This is a genomic window from Gilliamella sp. ESL0232 (assembly GCF_013346885.1).
Classification (GTDB): Bacteria; Pseudomonadota; Gammaproteobacteria; order Enterobacterales; family Orbaceae; genus Gilliamella; species Gilliamella bombi.
Map to the genome: position 1 here is coordinate 21,454 of NZ_JAAEDW010000002.1, position 21,963 is coordinate 43,416.

Consider the following 21,963-nt stretch of genomic DNA (forward strand, 5'->3'; position numbering starts at 1 on the left):
GATCATCCCCCAAAATCGATACTGTATAAAAATTTTTGCCCACGTCTCTTACAACATGCATAAGGTCTCCACAAAGCATAAACATAGGCTCCATCAACGCTCGCTGTATCATTAATATTTGGAAAAATACCGCATGACATATTTAATGTTGGAGCCAATTCTTGCCATTTATGATTTTTTGTATTTTCTTTAACAGGAGCTGGTGGCCAAAATCCATCTTTTTTACGCTTAGTGTAATTTTGAACGACATGCAATGAATTACTATTTGTTAATACATCAGCACCTCGTTGAACAACCACCGCTCCTGCCTTGAAGTCGTCATTTTGAGTAACAGCCCCAGCTCTTGGATAAATGTTTCCCCACATATCGGATGAATTACCAATTTCTCTTTTACCTGGTATTAATGCCTCTGGGTATACAGATTCAACAAGTGCTAATCGCCATGCAATAAAATCAAGTTCACTCACAAAATAAGGATAAAATGGCGTTACCCCGTTATTACAATAGTAGCCCATGCCTGATAGCATTTGAGAGAAAACAGCCCCACCAGGGTGGCCGATTGCTTGAACATCTTTAAAACGAATTTTTGTTCGATTATTTGCTTGACGATTATTTGTATCTCCCCCTCCTTGAATATTTGACCCAACTAATGAACTTGCTGATGAGGTAATAGTGTTAATTTCAGTCCACGGATTTTCAAATGGGTGTTCATATGCTGACATAACAACATCGGGGATGTAATGCTTTACTTTTACAGATGTACGAATTTTGCAACCGTAAGAACAAAACAGCCAAAAACAGGTTCCAGCAATTTTATATTCAGTACAACTAGTTGAGAGAGCTGATCGAACTATTTGTTGAGTACTAATAGATGTTGCAAAACTCGGCATAGTAATTATGAGTCCAAGTAAACTACATTTTATTTTTTTTATCATCGTTTATCCTCATTACCCATAAAATCATTAACTGCACGTGCAACATCTGTTATTCCGTAAATCACATTTTTTTCATTAATAACAATCGCAGGATATTTTTTAACACCGAGATAAAATGCTTTTGTAATTGTCTTTTGAGCTTCAATTATTTGAGCTTCATGCGTTTTCCATTCTGGTAAATTTAATTTTTTTTCAACAACTGAATAAGCTTCATCAATATCACTCGATAACTCACCAAAAAATGAATTTAAAAGTACTTCAGTGCTATCTAGATCATATATTTGACAATTATCATGACAATTTTTAACTCGACTTGCTTGCTCATGATTCACAAAAACATCAATACTATAAATATCTGCCCCAATACTTTGAAAACTTACAAATACAATCAGTCCTAATATACGTTTCATGCATCAGCTACCTCTGTTAAAGCCATCAAATTTTTAATCAGCAAAAAGGCATCTATCCAGTCAACAACATTGATACATAGCCGTTTCCCTGTTTCAATATCAGCTAATTGTGGCCAATGAATTTTGTTCAAATTAGGATTGCATGACACCTCAATTAAACAGGCTGATTTTTTGCCTTCGAAAGCGATTAAAGCATATTGCTGATACAATATTCCAAATTCTGTAGGATCATCTGCAGGTATACGGCATAAACGTAATTTAGTCGAAATTATTGCCCCAATTTTTCCTAATAATTCAGAGCAGAATTGTTCAAAACCTTTACTGTGTTCAATATTAATATTTGATTTTTTTAATGAAGTAGCATTAAATAAAAAATTATTATCGTTCATTATAAATCCTCATATTGTCGTGTAATACCTCGAACTTCATCTAATTTTTCAGATACTTTAATGGCAGCATCAAGCTCACTGATATTAAACTCATTCATCAGTTTCATTCTCTCCGCTTTTTCATCTTTCTCTGTCATAGCTAGAGCTAAGAAAAGGCTTGGTGGAACAATTCTGAAAAGGCATTCCACATTTTTTGATAACACAACGCCTTCCGTGTACTGACGAGCAGCTTTACAAGCAGACGTGATCATTGAAATTTGTTCATCTGTTAATGCTTTAAAACGACGTATTTTCTCTGCTTCAGATGATTCTGTTACTAACATTTCCCACCACTCAATCATTGACAATAATTTTGAAGCTGCGTCGGGAAAATCTTCCATGTTTTGGGTGGCTAACCACAACCATACTCCCAGTTTACGCCACATTTTTGACGCTTTTGTTAAGTATGCTGCTGTTAGTGGTTTTACAGTAATAATATGTGACTCATCGGTAATATTAACGATAGCTCTGGCTTGGTGCTGATATTGTTCGCCCATATTGTTGATATGATTAATAAGAGAAATATACGCAATTGATAATTGAGCTTCATAACCCTCCCTTGCAAAAGTTGCCAAATCGACATGAATGACATCAACATCTGGCCATGGTGTGCCTTGTTTATTAAATATTTCACCTTCAAATCCTTGAGTGAACATACTTAATGATTCACCCATTTCATATGCTTTTGCACGCCTAGCTTCAGGTAAATGAGTATCTTTGCTTAAGGTAAACAATGCCTCTTGAACATCACTGGGAACAGCTTGCCGTCTTTCATCATAAGCAACTTGAGCAGCCATAACTATAGCTTGTCTAATCATTGCTCTATCTGAACGACGAAGTAATTCATCTTCCCGTTCTTCCCCTCCCGTGATCATTAGACGTATAGAAATTTCTATTTCACCGAGTACATCTCGTTGTGCATCATCTTCCTCATTTTGTTCTAGTGCTTCATTAACAATGTCATCGCTCAAATTGTTTTCATCAATTTCAAACTGAATATCCTTATTTTGTAAAATTAAATGAGAATCAGCTAAAGGATTAAGCACTACACCACTTCCAGGCTTTAAACTTACTCGATGAACACTGACTCCAAGTCGCTCCATAAAATCAACAAGAAGACCAAAAGAATTACCTGTTTCGACAATAATCGTTCTAGGCCGATACATAGCAACAAGCTGTGCTATTTCGATATTCAGTGTTGCTGATTTACCTGCTCCCGTTGGCCCTAAAATAAGCTTGTGACCATTTTGTGCTTTATCGACCATTGGATCGTAACTCAACGGCTCTCCACCGCGGTTAAAAAATGTCACACCAGAATTACCTGTTCCACTGCTTCTTCCAAGAACAGGTAATAAATTGGCTAAATGCTTGCACCAATTAAATTTAACATACAGTCGTTTTATGTCATTTTGAGGGTTATAATTCATAGGTAACCATCTTAAAAATGACGATGCTGGAGCAACTTCATTAGCTTCAGCTACTGTGACAAGTCCATTATTATTAAGTACTGAACTCAGCCCCTGTATTTTACGTTTCAATCCACCGATACTTGAATCTTTCACATAAAATGCAATAGAGCTGTAATACATTTTTTCTCGTTGCCTGATATACTCCATTGCTTCGTCACAATCCTCCTTGACAGACAATGATTCAGCATTCTCACCGATGGCTTTACCTCGGACAAAATTGATATGGTCTTCTAGCTTATCTTGAGGATGAGTTACAATTGTCAAACTCATCATTGTTGATTCAGGCAATACATCAAAAAGCGCATTTATTCCATCCGCTTTACTTGTCTCGCCTGTAATATGACCAATTTTGGGTGGTGTTTTTAATCGATCCACCATAACAACAGCATGCGGAATATTATCAAAATGCCAGTAACCCTCTTTAATCTCTGGTTCACTGTAGAAAATGCTTTCGGCAAAATCATTAATGATCGGCAGTTCATCAGCCTGTTTTTGATCATCCATTAATTGCTTAATAAAGTCTTTTTTACCTTGTAAAGGTGCGGGATTAAATATTTGAGCTAACCACCTAGAAACCTCATTTTTCCCCAATCTCTTGACAGCAATTCCCGCTCCTTTCAACGCAAGTATCAAATTGTTACAAACAATATCTAGCTTTTCTTGTGCATTTAAATCTTCACGTTCTTTTGGTCCGATATACCGATATACAACTAACCTCGTTTTCCGAATTTTCCCTCTCCAAGGTGTTTTTGTCACTGTATTATCAAAAAAAAGTCCATCACTTTTAGTGATACTATCTAAATGATATTCCATAATATCTAACCATTTTTTTGTAAATTCAGTGCCTTGAGCGTGCGGTCTAGGATATTGTTTTAATAAAGAGATATAATCTTGCAAATTATCTTCATCTTGACAAAAATATTGTATAACCCATGGGTTCGTGTCTCTTTCATCAAAAGAGTCCTCAATACTATTTGTTACAATATCACTTATTGCACGAAGTTTAGATGTTGGTTTTGCTTCAGTGCCGTAAGGTGTAATTTCAAAAACAGCACCTACAGATCGACCATCTTCTAATAAAATTGAATTATGCTCTTCATCAAATTCAATCCAAGGCAAAAAATCAATAATTGATTTTTTTCCATTATTGGCATAAAGAAAGTTTTTTTTATGACTATGAGTCAAATTTCCTTTGCGTTTTGGTCTTTTACTTTCTTGAACTTTTTTTTGTGAAACTTTTTTCTTACCAAATAACTTCATTAGTAATTCTCCACCCTCTCACCTGGCATTGCATATTGCACTTCCGCATAAAATGGAAATACTGTTGAATAACCAGGAACTGGAACTTTTCCGTCACTCAAATGAGGATAGACATACATGACTAAATCTGGATTGGGTAATCGTTGAAAAAGATTATTAATTTCTTGTTCTGCTGTTCGTGTATGCGTTACCACTTCAACATTTTGCGTTAAATTATCAACTTCTCTCCTGAGTTGAAGTCGATTATCAAACAATTGAGAAGCTCCCCCTCCCGATTTTTTATTGTAAATATCACTCATCGTCTCACTACTATGTTGAAACATTTTTTCTTTTGAAGTACTACAACCAGATAATAAAAATAGAGCTGTGCCAAAAGTTAATAAAAATATTGTTATTTTTCGTTTCTGTTTCATTAATCAAGCCCTCCCATTTTTTTAGTATTCATCTCATAATCAACAAGTCTGCCCTCAAATAAATAATCAATTTGCAGCTCCTTGCTAATGTGAATGGCAATTTCTTTACCAGGTGGGACATAAACAGCATCAAAAGTTTGACCATAGCGTTTATTTAACCAGTCGATTGTTTGATTAATTCCACCACTCAGTCCTTTCCCTAAAACGTATTGACCATTATTACCAGTAACGGCATTGGTAACATTTGAGCCATCTGTTACAACAGTAGTATTTTGTTGTGCCATTGCATCTGCAGCAGCAGCTGCTGTACCCAAACCTATTACAGTTGATAAATATTGGCTTGCATTAGATTTGATTTCTCCCGAAACACAGGGAATACCGTATTCGTCAGATAACCACCCAATACTTTCATCTTTGCTATTTTTTGATGAATCGGGGATCGTTATAATTCGCCCATCATCAAAAACAAATGTAATTGATTTAACGTTGCCTCTTACACAAGATAGAACGTAATCACCAGATGCTGTCCCAGAAACAATAGCCCCCTCAATATGTGGTAATTCAATTCCATTTGAGATTAAATTATCTCGACCAATAACAGCTTTAAACGGGTACGGATCAGATACAACACCATCAATGGGAACTCTACCTAGCAATGATGTCATTGAAACAGAGCCTGTTAACGTTGAATTGGCGGGTACCGTATAAAATGGTTGACGATCTTTTTCATTTTTTCGTTCACCAATAGGCTGATTGATACTCTCTTTATGGTCTTTTAGTTTTGAACGAACAGGATCGCTACCAAAGCTAGTCGGAAACTGAAATCCCGTCGTATTTTTACCTTTATTGCTACTAACAATTTGGTCAGCTGGATTAATCCATTGAATTTCATCATCATTAGTCATATCAATTTTACTACTTGTTTGCCCTCTCCCAATTGGAATTGAAACTGGTTTGGAATCAGCTGTTTCACTAGATATAGGGGATCTTGAAGCTAATTGATTAAGCTTATCTGTTAGAATTGAAACTTTTTTTTCTAGCTCAGTAGGCTCATTAGATTTTGAATCATTTGATGGTGGCTCTATCTTATACTGTGGTACTCTTGTCTTTTTCAAATTTTCATTTTCGGATTTTAACTTTTTCAGTTCACTTACTATATCCGCTTGATCCTTTTTTAGAGTCTTAACTAGCGTCACTAACGTCTGAACGGTATCTTTTTCCGTATCACCCGTAATGCCGAGCACAGATAAATCTTCTTCATTTAAATCAGCTATTTCAACTATTTCATCACCTGATGAAAATTCATTTTTTTTATTTTTATTTGCAATTACTACAATAAAAATTCCAACTAATATTACTCCACCTACAATAAGCGGTAACAGCTTATTCCCTTTAATTGTCGCCATATTATTCCTCGCTTAATTCAGGTAAAAATGCATTGATTACTTTACCTTTAGTAACAATATAAAGCATTGTTGTATCCGTCGGATCACCACTAGGACCCAATGTATTGTGTTGAAATGTTGCTGAATAAAAATTACCTTGTAACAGCCTTGCATCTAAATTGACATAACCTTTGCTATGATTAACTAATTTGATTGCGACAACCTCATAGTTTTTTAGACGCCAGACTGATTTGGGTTCTGCAGTAATTGGAAGCTGGGGTACAAGTCTGGTTAATAATGGGGGTAATGACATAGAAATTTGTTTAATACCAGGTACTTTTTCAATTGCACGCAATGGAGCATAATAATTTTGTGCAGCATATCTAGTAAGCAAAACGGGAGTTGGTAATACCTGCTCATCATGCACAGTTGTATAATTTTCTTCTGCTTTTTTTAAATTAGCTTCACTTTCATTATCGGTCGTGATTTTAATTGTTTCTAATTTCTTTTTGGATGGTCCATTTCCCGTCAGATCAACTAAAATAATTTCACCTGTTTCAAGATCTTTTAGCATTAATCGAGTTTCAGTAAATGGCGCATTGCTTTTTAAATATATAACACCTCCTAGACTTTGTACTCGAAGCTTATCTTGTAATGATCCAGGTAATCCGACTGATATATTTCTTTCTAAAATCACCATTCTTTCATCATTTTGATTAATAGTAATTTTAATAGGTGTTCTGTCCCATGTAATTAATTCAACAGCAATAGCATTATTGATTGACGATACAAAAATAAATAATGTTATGATTAGTTGAGAAAGTTTTATAATCATCTTATTATTCATTGTGTTCTCCTGTAGACGAAGTGAGTCTTAACGGTTGACTTGCATAGCAATTAAGCTTTAAACCCCAGGGATTTTCTTCTGGATTTGTATCACTCTTAACAACACTAAGTGGATAACGAACCATTGCTCGTTTAACCGCTTCCCCTTTGTAATATTCATCAATGTATAAATCGAATGTCACAATCCATGCTTTATCTGATAAAATTTTTACTCGAGGCTCAAGTTGATTTGTTTCGTAATTTTTAATTCCTGAATTAATGCCCCTGCCATCTATTTCAGCAATGTTTCGAGCCCGTTCTCTTAGTTCACCACCCTGCCTTCTTTCCTCATATTCATTCAATAACTGTGATTTACATTGAGGTGTCAAAAACGGAGTAAGCGTATTGATGTTACGTTTATAATCAACTTCACCATTCGTTGGCCAATTATGTAGTTGCTGAAAAATATAAAATGCAAATCCATAAATGTTACTTGGATCTATATCTGACCAAAGCCTAGTACTACCTGAACGAGTATCAGGAGGAATATGAATAGTCAAATGTTTAGGCGCTGACCGCCAGCCCCAGGTTATGGCTAAAATAATTACAAGCAATACAATAATCACAAATCTCAGTGATTGGATGTGTTTATCTCGCCCTGTAAGTGCGTGTAAATATTTCATTTGTTTTTTACCTTATTGTTTTTTCGTCTAACGATAAATTCTTGATCATTAAAAATTAGATTATTTCCATTGAATCCTTTTTTAGCAAAAAACAAATCAATAGACCGTGCAAACCAGGTTTCTGGTTTACCTCGCTTTAATTTAGTAATCTTATTTCCACCAAAAAAAAGGGTTGGCAATGGCATGAAAACGATCGCTGAGGGAATTAACACCCAGCGACCAAATAAGATAAATAAGATAATTCCGAACAAACCACCAATAATTGCACCAACCCCTACCATCAACGATATTTCACGGACTGTCATGCCCTTATAGACTACAGGCATACGGTTGAGACGGTCAGGAAGCATATCAATGTCATTCTCTTTCATCTTATTTACCTTTCTATTAATCTTGCAGTGTTTCAGCCGCCAATGTTGCAAGCCAAATACAAGCGACAACTAATACAATACCTATAACAACTAAAGTGCCTAGCTTTGCCCAAGACCCTTTCCCTTCACCGATATTGTTATACTCAACGATGATATTTTTTGCTGCAACAATAAAAACACCGCCAACGATAATCAATCCGCCAAAAACGAAGCCGTCATATATATATGCTTGCATATTTGCTAAAAATCCGCTTTTTTTCCCTTGTGTGGGATCATCTATTTTCGGCATTTTTGCCAACGCATTTTGTCCCCATAAAGCTAAAGACAGTAATATTAGGTTTATAGACATCTTATTATTTTTTACTTGAAATAATTTTTTTGTATTTTTGAACATGAATTTTTTCTCCTTAAACATTTTTATCGAAAATAAATAAAAGATCCCAGTATTAATAAAAACACAACAGCCCGAATAATGATTGACGGCAAATCATCAACTTTGATACTTTCATCACCAAGCCCCTTCAAAAGACATAAAATAATGATAGCAATTAAAAATAGCCCTACAGCAAAACATATCGCACCGAAAAAATTAAATGAGTCATCCATTGTAAATGTTGCACCATCTTTAAAAGCCTTATAAGTTTTTTCGCTGATATCATTCATTTTGATATTCACCTTCAATCACTGGAAAGTTAAGCGATTTACGAGGTTGAGATCTTGTCGGGGATATGTAGCTTTCGATACCGTGCATAACATGATCAATATCATTTTGTATTGCTTTATAATTAAAATGATAACGTTCTGATTGCTCGGTTCCTGAAACAATCTCGCTTTTTAGTAACGATTGCTTAACTTGTTTAAGTTGTTTTAACACTAATGCGAGTTCTTCTTTTTCATTTGCGACACTCAAATTAGAGCTTAACAATAAAGATAAACCAACTATTGAAAGAATTATGTTAGGATGCTTTCGCATATTTTTTCTCCAGTTTTAAACTGGATTTCTACTATAATGATTAATATGCGAAAAGCATCAATTAAATCTTTTTTGATTTTTTAAAAAAAATTGGCTTACAAATATTTCTTAAATGAACCAAATGTAATACTAATACTGAGACCAAATAAAAAGGCCATGGGAATGAAAACGGCATTTGGATGGATTGTAAAAGGAACTGATAAATAGATAAGCCATGATAAAATTAACAAAGGCTTTATCCATGCTTTAGAATGATAATATAGAAAACTTGATTCACGACCTGCTCCAAATCGCCGAATGTCTCGCCGTACCAGACCGTCTACACAACCAACAATAGCAGCAAGAATAAAAATCGGTATTGAAAGAGTCAAAATAACTAAGCGAACCAAAAAAACCAATATAATATTAATAATGGCTTTTACATAAACGCCAACCGAATTAATATATTTATAAACAGTCGAACTTTCATCGTTCACAGTTCCATCTACTATTTCAATCAATCCCGTTTTAACAGCAATGAATTGATATGTATTGGTAATAATATTTTCAGCAAAAACTACAGGCTCAGACAAAATAAAGCTATTGACAAAGTCTTGTTCAAGATAACTAAACTCAACATTGAGCATTTCTTCGCTATGACTATCACCGAGTTCAGTCCAAAAAAACGTTATGCCAATACATTCAATAACAATGCTTATAAGAAGTGAAAAAAAAAGTGTAGAAACTATAGATGAAATAAATCCCTTTTTTTTGGGCTTATTTGAATTTGAATCAGATTCAACATTGGCCATTATTCATCTTTCTCCTCTTGTAAAGTATGTAAAAAAGCTTTTTCATCATCATCAATGTCCAATGCTAGATGAACTGGTAATTCATTTTCCTCAGGACAATCTGAATCATTATCTATTTCAGGCTTTTCCCATACTGAATTTGAATTTACCCACCATTGTTCACCTGTTGAATAACTTTTTGCCATCTCTTTAGAAAGTGTATTAATGGAATCAGGCATCATAATATCTTGCTCTTGCGACGGAAGAGGCATGCGAACTTTATATAAAACACCACCGTTAGTCAGGACAAATGCTTGTCCTCTTGGTAACTGTATTAGTTCCGATGGCTCAAGTAATGGCATTGATTCAGTACTAATTCTGTCCTGTGTACTCGATGTGAAATCCGTTTTTGTATCAGGACTCGGTGTATCGCTTGCACCTGATACCACCGTATTTTTGTAGATATCAACTTTAGGAAGTTGTGATGTAATAAGTTCTGCTGTTTTGGTTTCACGAACACGTAACATAATTATATTATTGAAATTACCTTGCACTTGCCCTGCTTTTGCGGCACTCCCCACTTTGACTTCGATATCTGAAATCGTTTGTGTGTATGCAGTAACATTTATTCCTGCCCCTCTAGCCTTATTTACAAGAGGAATAAACTCATCACCCATGATTTCATTCACTTCATCAGTATGTAAACACACATTGATTTTAGATCTATTTTCTCCTGGTAATCCGTCGTCAACACCATATTTATAGATATACCCAGCTATTGATACAAGATCTGCTAGCATTGAGTTTCCAACGGCAGCACCAACTACAGCATCAGACAAAGCATCAAGCCCAATATAAACAATACCCTTTTTTCGAATGACTTGTTCCCAATCGAAAATTGGTCGTTCATCATTGATATCCAAGTAGTCTGGAGCTAATAATTGTGCTGTTTTTCCTGTTGTTAACTTCTCTAAAAATGGCATTAGTGAGGCAACAATTTTATCAAAATACGTTTTATCGTATTGAATAGCTGAACGTAAACCTTCCAGAACATCATCACGTATTTTTTTAGCAGCAATATAATCATAAAGAGCAACGACAAGCTTGTCTCTTCCCCTCATTGCTAATGAAACATTCTTGTCATTAACTTTTGTTGCCATTTCACTAATAGTGATCCAAGCTTTTGGATCGTGTTTATCAAAATAGTGCTGAGCATATTCTAAAAATAAGGTATCCATATTGTTTGTATAACGATTGATTTGAATGTAATCTGGACGACGACCCAGTTCAATTAACGCCTTAGTAACGATATTAACAAATCGCCATGCAAACTCTTTAAATGCTGCGGAATTGCCTTCTCCCGCCAGTGGAGCTGAAACACGCTGCGCAACTTCAGTAATTCGACTAAAACGACCGATAGCATTATATCTAGCTGAAATTTCAGGGTAACCCAAATGAAATATGTAAAATTCGTCTTGTCTACCATTCCGTTTAGCTTCTGCATACATTCTTTTTAATAAGTCGGCATCCCCTTTAGGATCAATGACAATAACAGGATCACCTCTAGCTATATCCTGTGTAACAAGAACTTCTAACAATCTTGTTTTTCCAACACCTGTTGTTCCCAATACTAACGTATGACCGCCCCTATCCACAAATGGCATCATAATATCGACCTCATTAATTTCGACACCGTGTAAGAATGGGTTTCCGCCTACTGGTGGTAATGGTTTTACTGGATTAAACCAACGATTTGAACTAGTACACTTTGCTATAAGGCTTCTTTCATGTTTTTGTTCCCAGTGTCTCGCAGCCCGATATATAGCTGATGGTTGAACAAAACGCTTATATTCTTCTCTACGACACAAAATAATTCGTTGTAAATGTTTTTGCTCCCATTTAAACCCTCTTCCTAGAAAAAGAAATTTTTGGCTAACAGGAATTTGTTCGCTTGTCAGTGAATAGAATGGTAAACGTTTTATATTCCGTTTATAACGAATAATGGTAATACCTTGTTTGGCTCTGTAAATGCCAAACAATAAAAAAGCACCTGCAACACCAATATTAACAGAAGTTGACAACGCTACAGCCCACGGAGCAACAAGACAAATAAATGCACAACTTATTGATGTTACAGCACTATACAGCTCAGAAGCGGGTCTAAATATGGCCTCAATATTGTGCTCATTACTCATGATGTTATTCCCATAATCATTGTTCAATACTTTTCGCAGTAACTAGAGCGGGATATGATGTTATTTGAAACTTCTCTGCGAGTTCATCGCCAGACATGGCATATATAGGAATATTAGTAAGAGATTTTAATGTTTTAATCTGATTGACATTGTCTATGTTTACAGCAACGGCAACAATACCATTTATTGTCTCTAAATCATTATTTCGAGCTTTCAACCATTCAATAGAAAGTTCATCAGCGCCTATGATGATAAAAGGTTGCAATGTCGGATAATCAATTGAATATGATTCAAAAATACCTGGAGAAAGTTTTTCACTATGCACTGGTAAATAGGTTCCCTCATCAATTTTCATGTTTTCAGGGGCTAAAAATTGCTGTTGTTGCTCACTATATTCATCTTGAGGATCTAACATTTCATAATACACTCCCATCGAATTCCCGCCGTAATCACTGACAACATTCAAATCAGCTATTGCAGAATGAGCTGTTATAGAGATAATAAAAATTAATGCTCTTTTGTTTATAATCATTACAAATCACCCAATTCAATTTGTCTCCATTTGCCACCCTGATTTTGTACTAAAATTGGCAAGGTATTTTTTCCGATTTGTTCCCATTCACCACTATTGTGATTTAATGTGATTTTGCCACTTTTTACTTTATCAATTGGAAGATGATTTAGACTAGCCCACCTTTGGACAGCTAGATCATCATGTTTGGTATTCAGCAAATAAATATCCATTTCTTTATGTGTTTTTAATGCTTTACCTAATAATGTTTCACTTCTTACATTATCATTAATATCAATAAATAAAATCATTCTGTCCCCCTCATAATTTAGAGGTGCTACAAAATTAGGATTATCATCCAACTCAACAGGTAATACGTTTGTATAAAGTTGTTTAAACATACGATTATAAATCCGTTGAAATTCAAGTTCTTTAGTCGTACGTTCAAATTCTTTTTTTGCAAGAAGTGTTGCGTAATGTTCTCGTTCTTCTTGAGTTTCAGATTCAACCCCAAGGGTAGTTAGAGGATCGAGATTTGGAGACCAATAACGCCGTCCTCCTTCATTAATAAGTTTTTCATATTTTTGCCATTCTGTAACTGTCAATCCCCAATAAGATGCTTTCTCTTTAATTCTTTCTTCTTGTGTATTCCGAGATTCTTCATCAGATTTTTCAACCGATTTTGTGGAATCAAGATCCTTTGAAACTAGTTGAGAATTAGCTAATAAATCCCAAGACATAAAACTTAATAGCAATAACAAACATATTTGTTTTTTTAGTATCATATTTACTCCTTATCTATTGTTAGAGTATAAGTTTGTTGCTTACTATTTATTAATTTCACAGAGTTTTTATCAATTTTTGCAACTTTCCAAAAATCATCTATAAACTCACCTTCATTTACAAATTTCAACGCAGATAGTGATGTCGCATTTTTAGGTAGGAATACAGCAACTAATTCACCAGCTCTAAATTCAATGCTAGATAATTGATATTTAAAATTTATTGCCGTTGCAGTTTTAGCCTTTATAATATTACTTCTTGTTGTATTGGTTGACTTGCTATTGTTATTTGATAGCATTACTGTAATTTTTTGTATAATCTGATCTTTAAATTGTTGGAAAGATGCCACAACGCCATCTAATGATTCTTGTTGCATTTTTTGAACATTCTTAACTGCTTCTAACTCAACTTCAATATTTGCTATAGCTGTTTCAAAATTATCTAATTTACTATCGAGATTTTTATCATTTAGAATTAGTTGTAATGACGTTATGTCCTGTTGACTTCGTGCAGAGCGTGTATTTAAATTATCATAATCAACATTGATTTTTTTCTGTTCCAACTGAATTTCATCTAATTTTTTTTCCAATGTGTTAATACTATTTATACTTACATTATTCGTGTTTATTTTATCTTCCAGTTCTTTATAGTTATTAGATGCTTGATTCATGTTAAGGAGAGATAAATGCAATGCTATTGCTACTAATATAAACAAGATTACAAATACACCACATATTAAAACGACCATTTTTTTAGTTATTGCAATGGGTTGGTTTATATTTAATTTATTTATTAGCGTATCCTTCATTTTTTGCCTCCTTTTGTTTCAACATTTTTTAGTTCTTTTGTTTCTATCATTTGAGGAGGTGCTTGATAAGTTTCAAATTGAGGTTCCTGTTTAACTGAGGAAATAGGTTGTTGTTTTCGAGAATATCCTTTTTTTAGATGAAAACAGATTTCTCGTTCAACGTCATTAACATCTAAATTCCAAGCAGGGCCAGCCATAACATGTAGTGCATCATTTAATAAAATTGGCCCCATTTTATATTGAACTTTAGGTAAAGTGCTTTCATAAAGAACATTGATATCTGAGTTAGTGCAAAGAGAATAACCTGATTGTTTTAAAGCATATTCCATTCCATCTTTAACTGTTAAATTTAAATTTTTAGGTAGTGAAATATTAATAATTTGATCTAAAACATATTTATGAATTGGATCATCTAGTTCAACAATGGTATATCGATCTGTCTGCAAAACTGGTGTAGGTTTAGATTCTATTTTAGACTTAGAACTAATAGTTTTAGAGTTATTTGTACATGCTGTTAATACAAATATTGGAAGCAATGCTAACATAGAGATAGCGATTTTCATTGTATTTACCTTTAGATTAATATAGAAAGTAAAAAGGTAAAATGCAATGATGACTGAGTAAACAAATAAATCAATGCTGAGTACAACAAAAAACCCATTTATCAAAATTATCAAAATGGGCTTTTGTTTCCAAGTATATATGTAATTAATATAATTAGAGTTAAAGACAACTCAATAAAAAGTGATAAAATGCACTCTCCCCTCAAAAATCATGCAATTTCATACACATTCTCGATTCGCTATTTAGTTAGCTGAGATGAACCGAATAAACAAGCCTGCTTTAAACAGTCTTATCAGGCACGCGTTAACGCACTAAGGGCTACTGATTTTTTACCATTCAGTTTGGTGTTGTTATTAGTCGTTATAGAACAAACAAGGTAAATACCACTGTTTTTCTTGCTACAATTTACAATGGTATTTACCCTGAGTTCGGACAAAGACAGGAAAGACAGGAACAAGAACCACCTTGCTCCTTGTTGTATATTATTTCAAAATTGATGTGAATTGAATCAGCTCTGATACACATACAGCTCTATCCAACCGTATGTATAGTTGTAACTTACACAGAGTTGTTACAAGCAGCCATAAATTATGGACTTGGGACATTTCAGATTAATAAGGGTTAAAAATTAATCCAAAATAAATTAGTGATTTTATGACCGCAAAACCACAAAAGCGGAGTGAAGTTTGATTCTGTCATAATTCGTTTAATTTTACAATATAGAATCTAATTAAGTATGTTTTTATTCTAGTAATAATCACTATATTCACACTGTCTTCTCAAAAACAGGATTACCTTTCTTGTCCCCAAAACAAGTAAATTTGCATCCATCTTTGTAACGAGAGCAACCAAACCAAATATATTTACCTTTTTGGTTTTTACCTTCTCTTTTAATAAGTGCACCACTTTGACATTCAGGGCAATCGTATGATTTTGTTTTTGAGACTTTTGGGGATGTGATATTCTTAGGTAACTCGGCTCCTTTATACGTTTGAATTAGTTGATTAATAAAAATATACTGTTTACGCATAAACTCGCTTTGTTGCTGTTGACCTGTTGCAATATTTTCTAATTCTTGCTCCCACAGGGCTGTCATACCTGGATCTTTTAATACATCAGGTAGGCTATCTATCAGTGCATATGCAATATTTGTGGCCAGAATAATTTTCTTTTTTCGTTCAATGTAATTACGTTTTTCTAATGTTTCTACAATTCCTGCTCTTGTTGCTTCTGTACCAATCCCTGAAGTTTCTTTTAACATTTTTTTTAATTGAGGGTTTTCTACATATTTGGCAATTTGTTTCATTGCATCAAGCAGACTACCGTCATCGAAATGTGTCGGTGGCTTAGTTTGTAACGATCTAAAGTCAACTTTAGAAATAGTACAAATATCATTGTTAGATAAAAGTGGAAGTTTTTGTTTATCATCAACATCTTCAGCATTTTCAATGTTGTCTCTTGTAAATAATACTTTCCATCCCAGCTCAACTAACACTGTACCTTTTGCTTGAAATTTCTGTTCAGCACTAATTAAATTAACTACTGTTTTATCTACTTCATTATGCACCATAAAATTAGCTAAATAGTTTCGTCGAATCAAATCATAGACTTTTAATTCATCTGCACTAAGTTGTGACAATTCTATAGTCTTTGATGTCGGGATGATGCCATGGTGTGCGGTTACTTTTTTATCATTCCAAAGTCGAGATTTATAAGCTAAATTAATCTGTGGCATAAATTTTGCCATTTCAGGATCATTTTTCATAATAACAGAAATTATGGTTTCGGCTTCATCAAACATTGATTCAGGCAAATATCCGCAATCAGTTCTTGGGTAAGTTGTAATTTTATGTGTTTCATAAAGTGATTGAGCAATATTAAGTACTTGAGGCATAGACATACCGTACTTTTTAGAGCACGCTTTCTGCAAGTCACTTAAACTAAATGCTAAAGGAGGAGAGAATTTAACCCGTTCAGTGTTAACATCAATAACTTTTGCTTCTCTTGAATGCTGTAGCTTTTGTGCTATTTGTCTTGCAAAAGATTCATTAAGACATCGTCCCGCTTCGTCTATATTTTCTTCTGGAATCCAAGTGGCATTAAATGTCTGGGATGTCTTAGATAACTGAATATTTACAGAAAAATAAGGTTTGGGTATGAAATTTTTAATTTCTCTATCTCTATCGACAATTAGCTTTAGGACGGGTGTCTGAACACGACCCACAGATAAAACGCCGTAACCCAAATCTCTACCTAGTAAAGTAAATAGTCTTGTACTATTGAAACCGACCAACCAATCAGCTTTTGCTCGAGCTTGGGCTGCTAAATATAACGGATAAGTTTCACTAGCTGCCTTAAGACTAGCAAGGGCTTTTTTTATTGATGTATCATCAAGTGCTGAAAACCATAATCTTTTAGTTTCACCTTTCCAGTTAAAACGCTCTAACAGAGACCACGCAATAGCTTCACCTTCTCGGTCGGGGTCTGTTGCGATAATAATGACGTTAGCTTTTTTTACTAACCCTTGAACCACTTTGAATTGTTTTGACGTTTTTTGAGCAACATTATAAACCCACTTTTCAGGTAAAATAGGCAAATCGTCTATGCTCCACTTCTTAAATTTTTCGTCATAAACATGTGGTTCTGCTAGTTCCAGCAAATGACCGACACACCATGTAATACATATTTTTCCATCGGAGCTACGATAAAAACCGTTATCATTAACTGTAGCTCCAATATGTTTCTGGATATCTTTAGCTTGACTAGGTTTTTCACAAATAAATAATTTCATTAACATTCATTCTCTTATTGTTTTTGATAACTGAATATTAATTAATTGAAATAAATATGGGATAGTTAAATCAATATTGCTAAATGGAATATTGATTTAATAATAAAAAACATATACAGCATAATTATAATTAAAGTTCAATAAACAATTATTGGAGTAAATAATGATAGATATGGCTATTCCCGTTAATCATTCATTTTTAGATTATAAAAACCACGAAACGCTAATATTTAACATGTCAAACGGCAAATTCAATTTTTGTATTGGACTTTTTAATATTATCTATTTTGCACAACTAGCAATGCAACTCGGATATATTCCTAAAGACGATAAATGGACTAATACGTTAAATGAATATTATAAAAATGATGACTGTTACAATGCTCATAAAAAAATTTGTATGAAAAACCCTGCTATTATTACAAACTGCATTTGTGACAATTGCGATAATCCTATTTTATTTAAAGTTAAAGATACCAAACATGAGTTTCAAATCGGGCTTTTTACTATTCTTAATTGCTTAAAAATCGCAGAGCAAAACAACTATATACCTCAAATAAACGTCCAATTTTGGATATTAGTAGAAAATCGCTACCACTTATCCAATAAATTTTAAATTAGTAAATTTTGCAACAAACATCACCTATATTAAATTTATCTTATAAGTATAGGTGATATCAATTCATTTGCCTGTTCTATACAATAATCACTAAAAGAATTTTTATGCCATTTATCCAGATTTATCAAATTACTAAAATGAACATGATTCATTTCGATAGTTTTTCGGTAAATTTCTTGTGGTTCACGAAATTCACTATTTGAAACTCGATAAGTAATGACTAAATCGATAGACTCTTTTTTATTATTAGCACTAAGCGGAATATGATTTGTAAAATAGAAATTTAATTCTGTAAAAATTTTACTAGAAAAAATGAAATATCCTTCTTCCATTTTTATAAATTTATTAGTCTTTTCTAGAATTGTGTCCTTTAATGTACTGTCAATTATTTTTTTACCGAATAAAGAATGGTTTTTAGCCATATAAGCAAATATCCAAGGGATATTAAGAATTGTAGCTCCGCAATAAAGATACCCTTCAAAGTTAATATAATTTTGTAACATATTAGTAAGTAAATTCTTGCCTATGTGAAAACCAATATCTTTTTGGATAAGATAAATAATTCGATCTAAATGTTGGCCCAAGATTGTTAATATTTTTCTGGATGTTTCATCTAGCTTTGATTTTCTATCAGAAGATTTATAGCGTTTGTTAGCGTTATGGGCTGCAAATGGACATTGTTTATAATTATCTGGATTAAAATAACCTAATTGTACAATGTTATTATTAGCTCCACTAACTGGTTTGTGATAATGCTTTCCATAAGGTTTCAATAATTTATCTGAGCTGTGATATAGATTTATAATTTGTATAGGATTATCACAAGCAGGACAAATAGCAAAATAGCAAGCTTCACCTTTGTCATTTTGTTGAACGAAAGGAAATTTACTTTGTGTATCTTTTTCATATTGATTCCGTTCAATGACATGAAATATTGTACTATTAGGCAAAACTTTATATAAGTGCATATTATCTTCTACCTTTCTACATACTTATAATTTATTATTATTAATTTTTTTAAATTATTCAATATATCATTTTATTTTCTGATTTATTCAGTTATAAATATGAATAAAATTTCAAACCAAAATACGAAAAATTTTCGTATTTTTAAATTAGAGAATGACGATATGAACGGATATGAATTAAAAATTTGGAGGAGAGGTTTCGGTTGGTGTCAAGAGATTGCAGCAGAACAATTAAACGTGACAACAAGAACATATCAAAATTACGAAAAATCAGAGTCAGTTCCCCACATAGTCATATTAGCAACTCAAGCATTATCATTAAAAATGAGATACAACGAAATGCAAAATAAACCTAAAAAAGAAATATTAAGAATTTTAAAAATAACCCTCGAAAAATAGATAGCCTAACTACTTTTAGCTAGATTATCTATTTAATATTTATAAAGTAAACTCTAGAATGGGATATCGTCATCAAAGTCCATTGGTGGCTCCTCAGGCATAGCTGTAGCTTGTTCTGTAGTTGGTGCATTTTGCGTTGTTGATTGTGGCACTGGTGCAGATGAAGAGTTGTTAGCACTTTGTCCCCAATTTTGTGAACCATCCCGTGAACCTAGCATTTGTAAAGTACCGCCAATTGGGTTGACTACAACTTCAGTTGTGTAACGATCTTGTCCTGACTGATCTTGCCATTTTCGAGTTTGTAATTGCCCTTCAATATAAATTTGGGAACCTTTTTTTAAGTATTCGCCAGCAATTTCAGCTAATTTACCAAATACAACAATACGATGCCATTCAGTGCGATCACGGGTTTCATTCGTTTGTTTATCCTTCCATGTTTCTGATGTTGCAACACTAAAATTAGCAACAGCATTACCATTCGGCATATAACGAACCTCAGGATCTTGCCCCAGATTGCCAACTAAAATTACCTTGTTTATTCCTCTTGCCATTCTTTTGCTCCTATATTATTACACATATTAGCTTACTGTAACCCCCCGTTACAGTAAACAGTAGTTTGACTACTTAGCTAGCTGTTACCCCCCGTAACAGTAAATTAACTACTAACTAATTTTAAGCATAGTCAAACATTTGAAACCAAGCCTCAGTCAATTAAATATAATTTATCGACTCATATTATTTAGTTGGTATGTTAAGCTCATCAAACTTGGGCAACATTTCATTAATTAAGTGTCTGATTCGAATACATACTCGCATTTGAAAATTTAACGTTAAGCGATCAATTTCTAGTTGTCGGATAAAATTTTTATCCTCATGACTCAAATTGTTTTGTTCCAATGCATCTAATATCAATCGTTTTCCCTCAATCTCAGTACGACTAGTTTTACCGTTCACAATAACTATTTTCTTATACTTCCAACTTAAATATACTGAACCATTTGATAAGCGTCTTTTTTTCAAATAAAAAGGTAAATACTTAATGGGTAATTTATCTCTTGTGTCATTGATGAGTCTTTCTGCAATGTTTTCTAATCTAAAAATGTACGATTCAATTTCTTGTAAAATAGCTTCATATTCCCCCTTACCTTTAAAAGGCTTTAAAAGGCCTTTTAGGGATAGATGTTGTATTGCAAATTGATAATCTGCTGAAGAGAGTGTATTTGCATATTCATCTTTATAAAACTCATTCATTAGCTCACCTTATTATGTTAATTAGTTATTGATACTGTTCGGTCTCGCATTTTATCTGCATTTAGTATTTCTTCTGGTACAATCCCTAATTGCTCAATAGCTTTAGTTGCTAACGGGGTATTATCGACAAAATCTTTTCGTGTTACACCAGTGCGTTTATATTTAGTAATATAAGTAATTAACGAACGTAATTCATGAGCAATCATATTCTGCCTATCTGATGCATCACTATTTTTGATTAATGAAATATGTTTAGCTAGCTGAACTTTTCGGACAAATAAATCAAATTTACACAGTAAAAATACTAATTGATAACCACTTGGCACATTAATAAATAGGTTCAGATCAACGGGTTTAACTGATGTCGCATCACTTATTTTAAAACCTGGCGGGACTGATTTAAGTATTTCATCAATACGATAATTCTCAACATCTAATAATTTTTCAATTTTAGTAATATGCTCATAGAATTTAGTCAATCTGATATCTGCGTAGGGATCATCAAGACGTGTTGCTATTTCAATGACTTTTAAATAAGCAATAGCCCTTGTCATACTTTGAATTTGATGCTTATCATCAGTTTTTTTTCTGCCATACCAGATTTGAATTGCTGGAACAGTATGAAGCTCTATTTTAATATCACTTCGTAAAACACCGACTTGATTGTTTTCAGTTTCCATCGGAATACTCCTATTTAAATAAAATTTAAAATTAACAGTAATTGGACTACTCAGCTAGCTGTAACCCCCCGTTACAGTAAACAGTAGTTTGACTACTTAGCTAGCTGTAACCCCCCGTTACAGTAATTGGACTACTCAGCTAGCTGTTACCCCCCGTAACAGTAATTAGACTACTCAGCTAGCTGTTGCCCCCCGTAACAGTAATTAGACTACTCAGCTAGCTGTTGCCCCCCGTAACAGTAATTAGACTACTCAGCTAGCTGTAACCCCCCGTTACAGTAATTGGACTACTCAGCTAGCTGTAACCCCCCGTTACAGTAATTAGACTACTCAGCTAGCTGTAACCCCCCGTAACAGTAATTAGACTACTCAGCTAGCTGTAACCCCCCGTTACAGTAAACAGTAGTTTGACTACTTAGCTAGCTGTAACCCCCCGTTACAGTAATTGGACTACTCAGCTAGCTGTTACCCC

At 33.7% G+C, this 21,963-nt stretch carries 25 protein-coding genes; 2 read left to right on the top strand and 23 right to left on the bottom strand.

The features are described 5' to 3' along the window. Positions 1 to 2: 2 nt before the first annotated feature. The 19 genes from GYW75_RS02865 to GYW75_RS02955 form a co-directional block, all read right to left on the bottom strand. The gene (locus tag GYW75_RS02865) at positions 3 to 935 is read right to left on the bottom strand and encodes a TIGR03756 family integrating conjugative element protein (protein WP_174798357.1); all 933 of its coding nucleotides are present in this window, start codon (positions 933 to 935) and stop codon (positions 3 to 5) included. Then, positions 932 to 1,345, bottom strand: coding sequence for a TIGR03757 family integrating conjugative element protein (locus GYW75_RS02870; protein ID WP_174798358.1), 414 nt, complete (start codon positions 1,343 to 1,345; stop codon positions 932 to 934). The genes GYW75_RS02865 and GYW75_RS02870 overlap by 4 nt, the downstream gene beginning before the upstream one ends. Then, positions 1,342 to 1,734: a hypothetical protein gene (locus GYW75_RS02875; RefSeq protein WP_174798359.1), complete on the bottom strand. Its 393-nt coding sequence runs from the start codon at positions 1,732 to 1,734 to the stop codon at positions 1,342 to 1,344. The genes GYW75_RS02870 and GYW75_RS02875 overlap by 4 nt, the downstream gene beginning before the upstream one ends. Further along, a complete protein-coding gene (locus tag GYW75_RS02880) occupies positions 1,734 to 4,502 on the bottom strand; it encodes a conjugative transfer ATPase (RefSeq protein ID WP_174798360.1) in 2,769 nt (922 codons plus the stop codon). Before GYW75_RS02880 ends, GYW75_RS02875 begins: the two co-directional genes overlap by 1 nt. Continuing rightward, a complete protein-coding gene (locus tag GYW75_RS02885) occupies positions 4,502 to 4,915 on the bottom strand; it encodes a TIGR03751 family conjugal transfer lipoprotein (RefSeq protein WP_174798361.1) in 414 nt (137 codons plus the stop codon). The genes GYW75_RS02880 and GYW75_RS02885 overlap by 1 nt, the downstream gene beginning before the upstream one ends. Next, positions 4,915 to 6,321: a TIGR03752 family integrating conjugative element protein gene (locus GYW75_RS02890; RefSeq protein WP_174798362.1), complete on the bottom strand. Its 1,407-nt coding sequence runs from the start codon at positions 6,319 to 6,321 to the stop codon at positions 4,915 to 4,917. Before GYW75_RS02890 ends, GYW75_RS02885 begins: the two co-directional genes overlap by 1 nt. 1 nt (position 6,322) lies before the next feature. Beyond that, positions 6,323 to 7,147 (bottom strand): TIGR03749 family integrating conjugative element protein, encoded by an 825-nt coding sequence (locus tag GYW75_RS02895; RefSeq protein ID WP_174798363.1) that lies wholly within the window; start codon positions 7,145 to 7,147, stop codon positions 6,323 to 6,325. After that, positions 7,140 to 7,808 carry a PFL_4703 family integrating conjugative element protein gene (locus GYW75_RS02900; protein ID WP_174798364.1) on the bottom strand — a complete coding sequence of 223 codons (669 nt, stop codon included), beginning with the start codon at positions 7,806 to 7,808 and terminating at the stop codon, positions 7,140 to 7,142. Before GYW75_RS02900 ends, GYW75_RS02895 begins: the two co-directional genes overlap by 8 nt. Then, positions 7,805 to 8,179 (bottom strand): TIGR03750 family conjugal transfer protein, encoded by a 375-nt coding sequence (locus tag GYW75_RS02905; RefSeq protein ID WP_174798365.1) that lies wholly within the window; start codon positions 8,177 to 8,179, stop codon positions 7,805 to 7,807. The genes GYW75_RS02900 and GYW75_RS02905 overlap by 4 nt, the downstream gene beginning before the upstream one ends. A 16-nt stretch (positions 8,180 to 8,195) precedes the next feature. Continuing rightward, positions 8,196 to 8,573 (bottom strand): TIGR03745 family integrating conjugative element membrane protein, encoded by a 378-nt coding sequence (locus GYW75_RS02910; protein ID WP_174798366.1) that lies wholly within the window; start codon positions 8,571 to 8,573, stop codon positions 8,196 to 8,198. Positions 8,574 to 8,596: 23 nt separating this feature from the next. Further along, the gene (locus tag GYW75_RS02915) at positions 8,597 to 8,842 is read right to left on the bottom strand and encodes a DUF3262 family protein (RefSeq protein WP_174798367.1); all 246 of its coding nucleotides are present in this window, start codon (positions 8,840 to 8,842) and stop codon (positions 8,597 to 8,599) included. After that, entirely contained in the window at positions 8,835 to 9,152 is a 318-nt protein-coding gene (locus GYW75_RS02920) for an integrative conjugative element protein, RAQPRD family (RefSeq protein WP_174798368.1), read from the bottom strand. Before GYW75_RS02920 ends, GYW75_RS02915 begins: the two co-directional genes overlap by 8 nt. Positions 9,153 to 9,247: 95 nt before the next feature. Then, the gene (locus GYW75_RS02925) at positions 9,248 to 9,943 is read right to left on the bottom strand and encodes a TIGR03747 family integrating conjugative element membrane protein (RefSeq protein WP_174798369.1); all 696 of its coding nucleotides are present in this window, start codon (positions 9,941 to 9,943) and stop codon (positions 9,248 to 9,250) included. After that, positions 9,943 to 12,117 carry a type IV conjugative transfer system coupling protein TraD gene (gene traD / locus GYW75_RS02930; RefSeq protein WP_174798370.1) on the bottom strand — a complete coding sequence of 725 codons (2,175 nt, stop codon included), beginning with the start codon at positions 12,115 to 12,117 and terminating at the stop codon, positions 9,943 to 9,945. Before traD ends, GYW75_RS02925 begins: the two co-directional genes overlap by 1 nt. Before the next feature lie 16 nt (positions 12,118 to 12,133). Next, the gene (locus GYW75_RS02935; RefSeq protein WP_174798371.1) at positions 12,134 to 12,649 is read right to left on the bottom strand and encodes a PFL_4695 family integrating conjugative element protein; all 516 of its coding nucleotides are present in this window, start codon (positions 12,647 to 12,649) and stop codon (positions 12,134 to 12,136) included. Next, positions 12,649 to 13,413, bottom strand: coding sequence for a TIGR03759 family integrating conjugative element protein (locus tag GYW75_RS02940; RefSeq protein WP_174798372.1), 765 nt, complete (start codon positions 13,411 to 13,413; stop codon positions 12,649 to 12,651). Before GYW75_RS02940 ends, GYW75_RS02935 begins: the two co-directional genes overlap by 1 nt. A 2-nt stretch (positions 13,414 to 13,415) precedes the next feature. Then, positions 13,416 to 14,219, bottom strand: a complete 804-nt coding sequence (locus GYW75_RS02945; RefSeq protein WP_174798373.1) for a hypothetical protein — start codon at positions 14,217 to 14,219, stop codon at positions 13,416 to 13,418. After that, positions 14,216 to 14,782, bottom strand: coding sequence for a PFGI-1 class ICE element type IV pilus protein PilL2 (gene pilL2 / locus GYW75_RS02950; RefSeq protein ID WP_065590115.1), 567 nt, complete (start codon positions 14,780 to 14,782; stop codon positions 14,216 to 14,218). The genes GYW75_RS02945 and pilL2 overlap by 4 nt, the downstream gene beginning before the upstream one ends. Before the next feature lie 767 nt (positions 14,783 to 15,549). Next, entirely contained in the window at positions 15,550 to 17,574 is a 2,025-nt protein-coding gene (locus GYW75_RS02955; RefSeq protein WP_174798374.1) for a DNA topoisomerase III, read from the bottom strand. 163 nt (positions 17,575 to 17,737) lie between these two features. Here GYW75_RS02955 and GYW75_RS02960 point away from each other — a divergent pair, with 163 nt between their 5' ends. After that, complete coding sequence (locus tag GYW75_RS02960) at positions 17,738 to 18,190, top strand: hypothetical protein (RefSeq protein ID WP_081297996.1); 453 nt, start codon at positions 17,738 to 17,740, stop codon at positions 18,188 to 18,190. Between the two features lie 38 nt (positions 18,191 to 18,228). Here the strand turns inward: GYW75_RS02960 and GYW75_RS02965 are convergent, their stop codons facing one another. Beyond that, on the bottom strand, positions 18,229 to 19,161 hold the full coding sequence (locus GYW75_RS02965) for a hypothetical protein (RefSeq protein WP_065606432.1): 933 nt from the start codon (positions 19,159 to 19,161) through the stop codon (positions 18,229 to 18,231). A gap of 99 nt (positions 19,162 to 19,260) precedes the next feature. Between GYW75_RS02965 and GYW75_RS02970 the strand changes: the two genes are divergently transcribed. Then, entirely contained in the window at positions 19,261 to 19,560 is a 300-nt protein-coding gene (locus tag GYW75_RS02970; RefSeq protein WP_202115371.1) for a transcriptional regulator, read from the top strand. Positions 19,561 to 19,613: 53 nt separating this feature from the next. On the opposite strand, the gene ssb is transcribed toward GYW75_RS02970, so the two are convergent. The 3 genes from ssb to GYW75_RS02985 all read right to left on the bottom strand — a co-directional run bounded on the left by ssb (position 19,614) and on the right by GYW75_RS02985 (position 21,491). Next, positions 19,614 to 20,111, bottom strand: coding sequence for a single-stranded DNA-binding protein (ssb, locus tag GYW75_RS02975; protein WP_174798375.1), 498 nt, complete (start codon positions 20,109 to 20,111; stop codon positions 19,614 to 19,616). A 184-nt stretch (positions 20,112 to 20,295) separates the two neighbouring features. Then, positions 20,296 to 20,811, bottom strand: coding sequence for a DUF3158 family protein (locus tag GYW75_RS02980; protein WP_174798376.1), 516 nt, complete (start codon positions 20,809 to 20,811; stop codon positions 20,296 to 20,298). Positions 20,812 to 20,828: 17 nt separating this feature from the next. Further along, positions 20,829 to 21,491: a PFL_4669 family integrating conjugative element protein gene (locus GYW75_RS02985; protein WP_174798377.1), complete on the bottom strand. Its 663-nt coding sequence runs from the start codon at positions 21,489 to 21,491 to the stop codon at positions 20,829 to 20,831. Between the last annotated feature and the right edge of the window lie 472 nt (positions 21,492 to 21,963).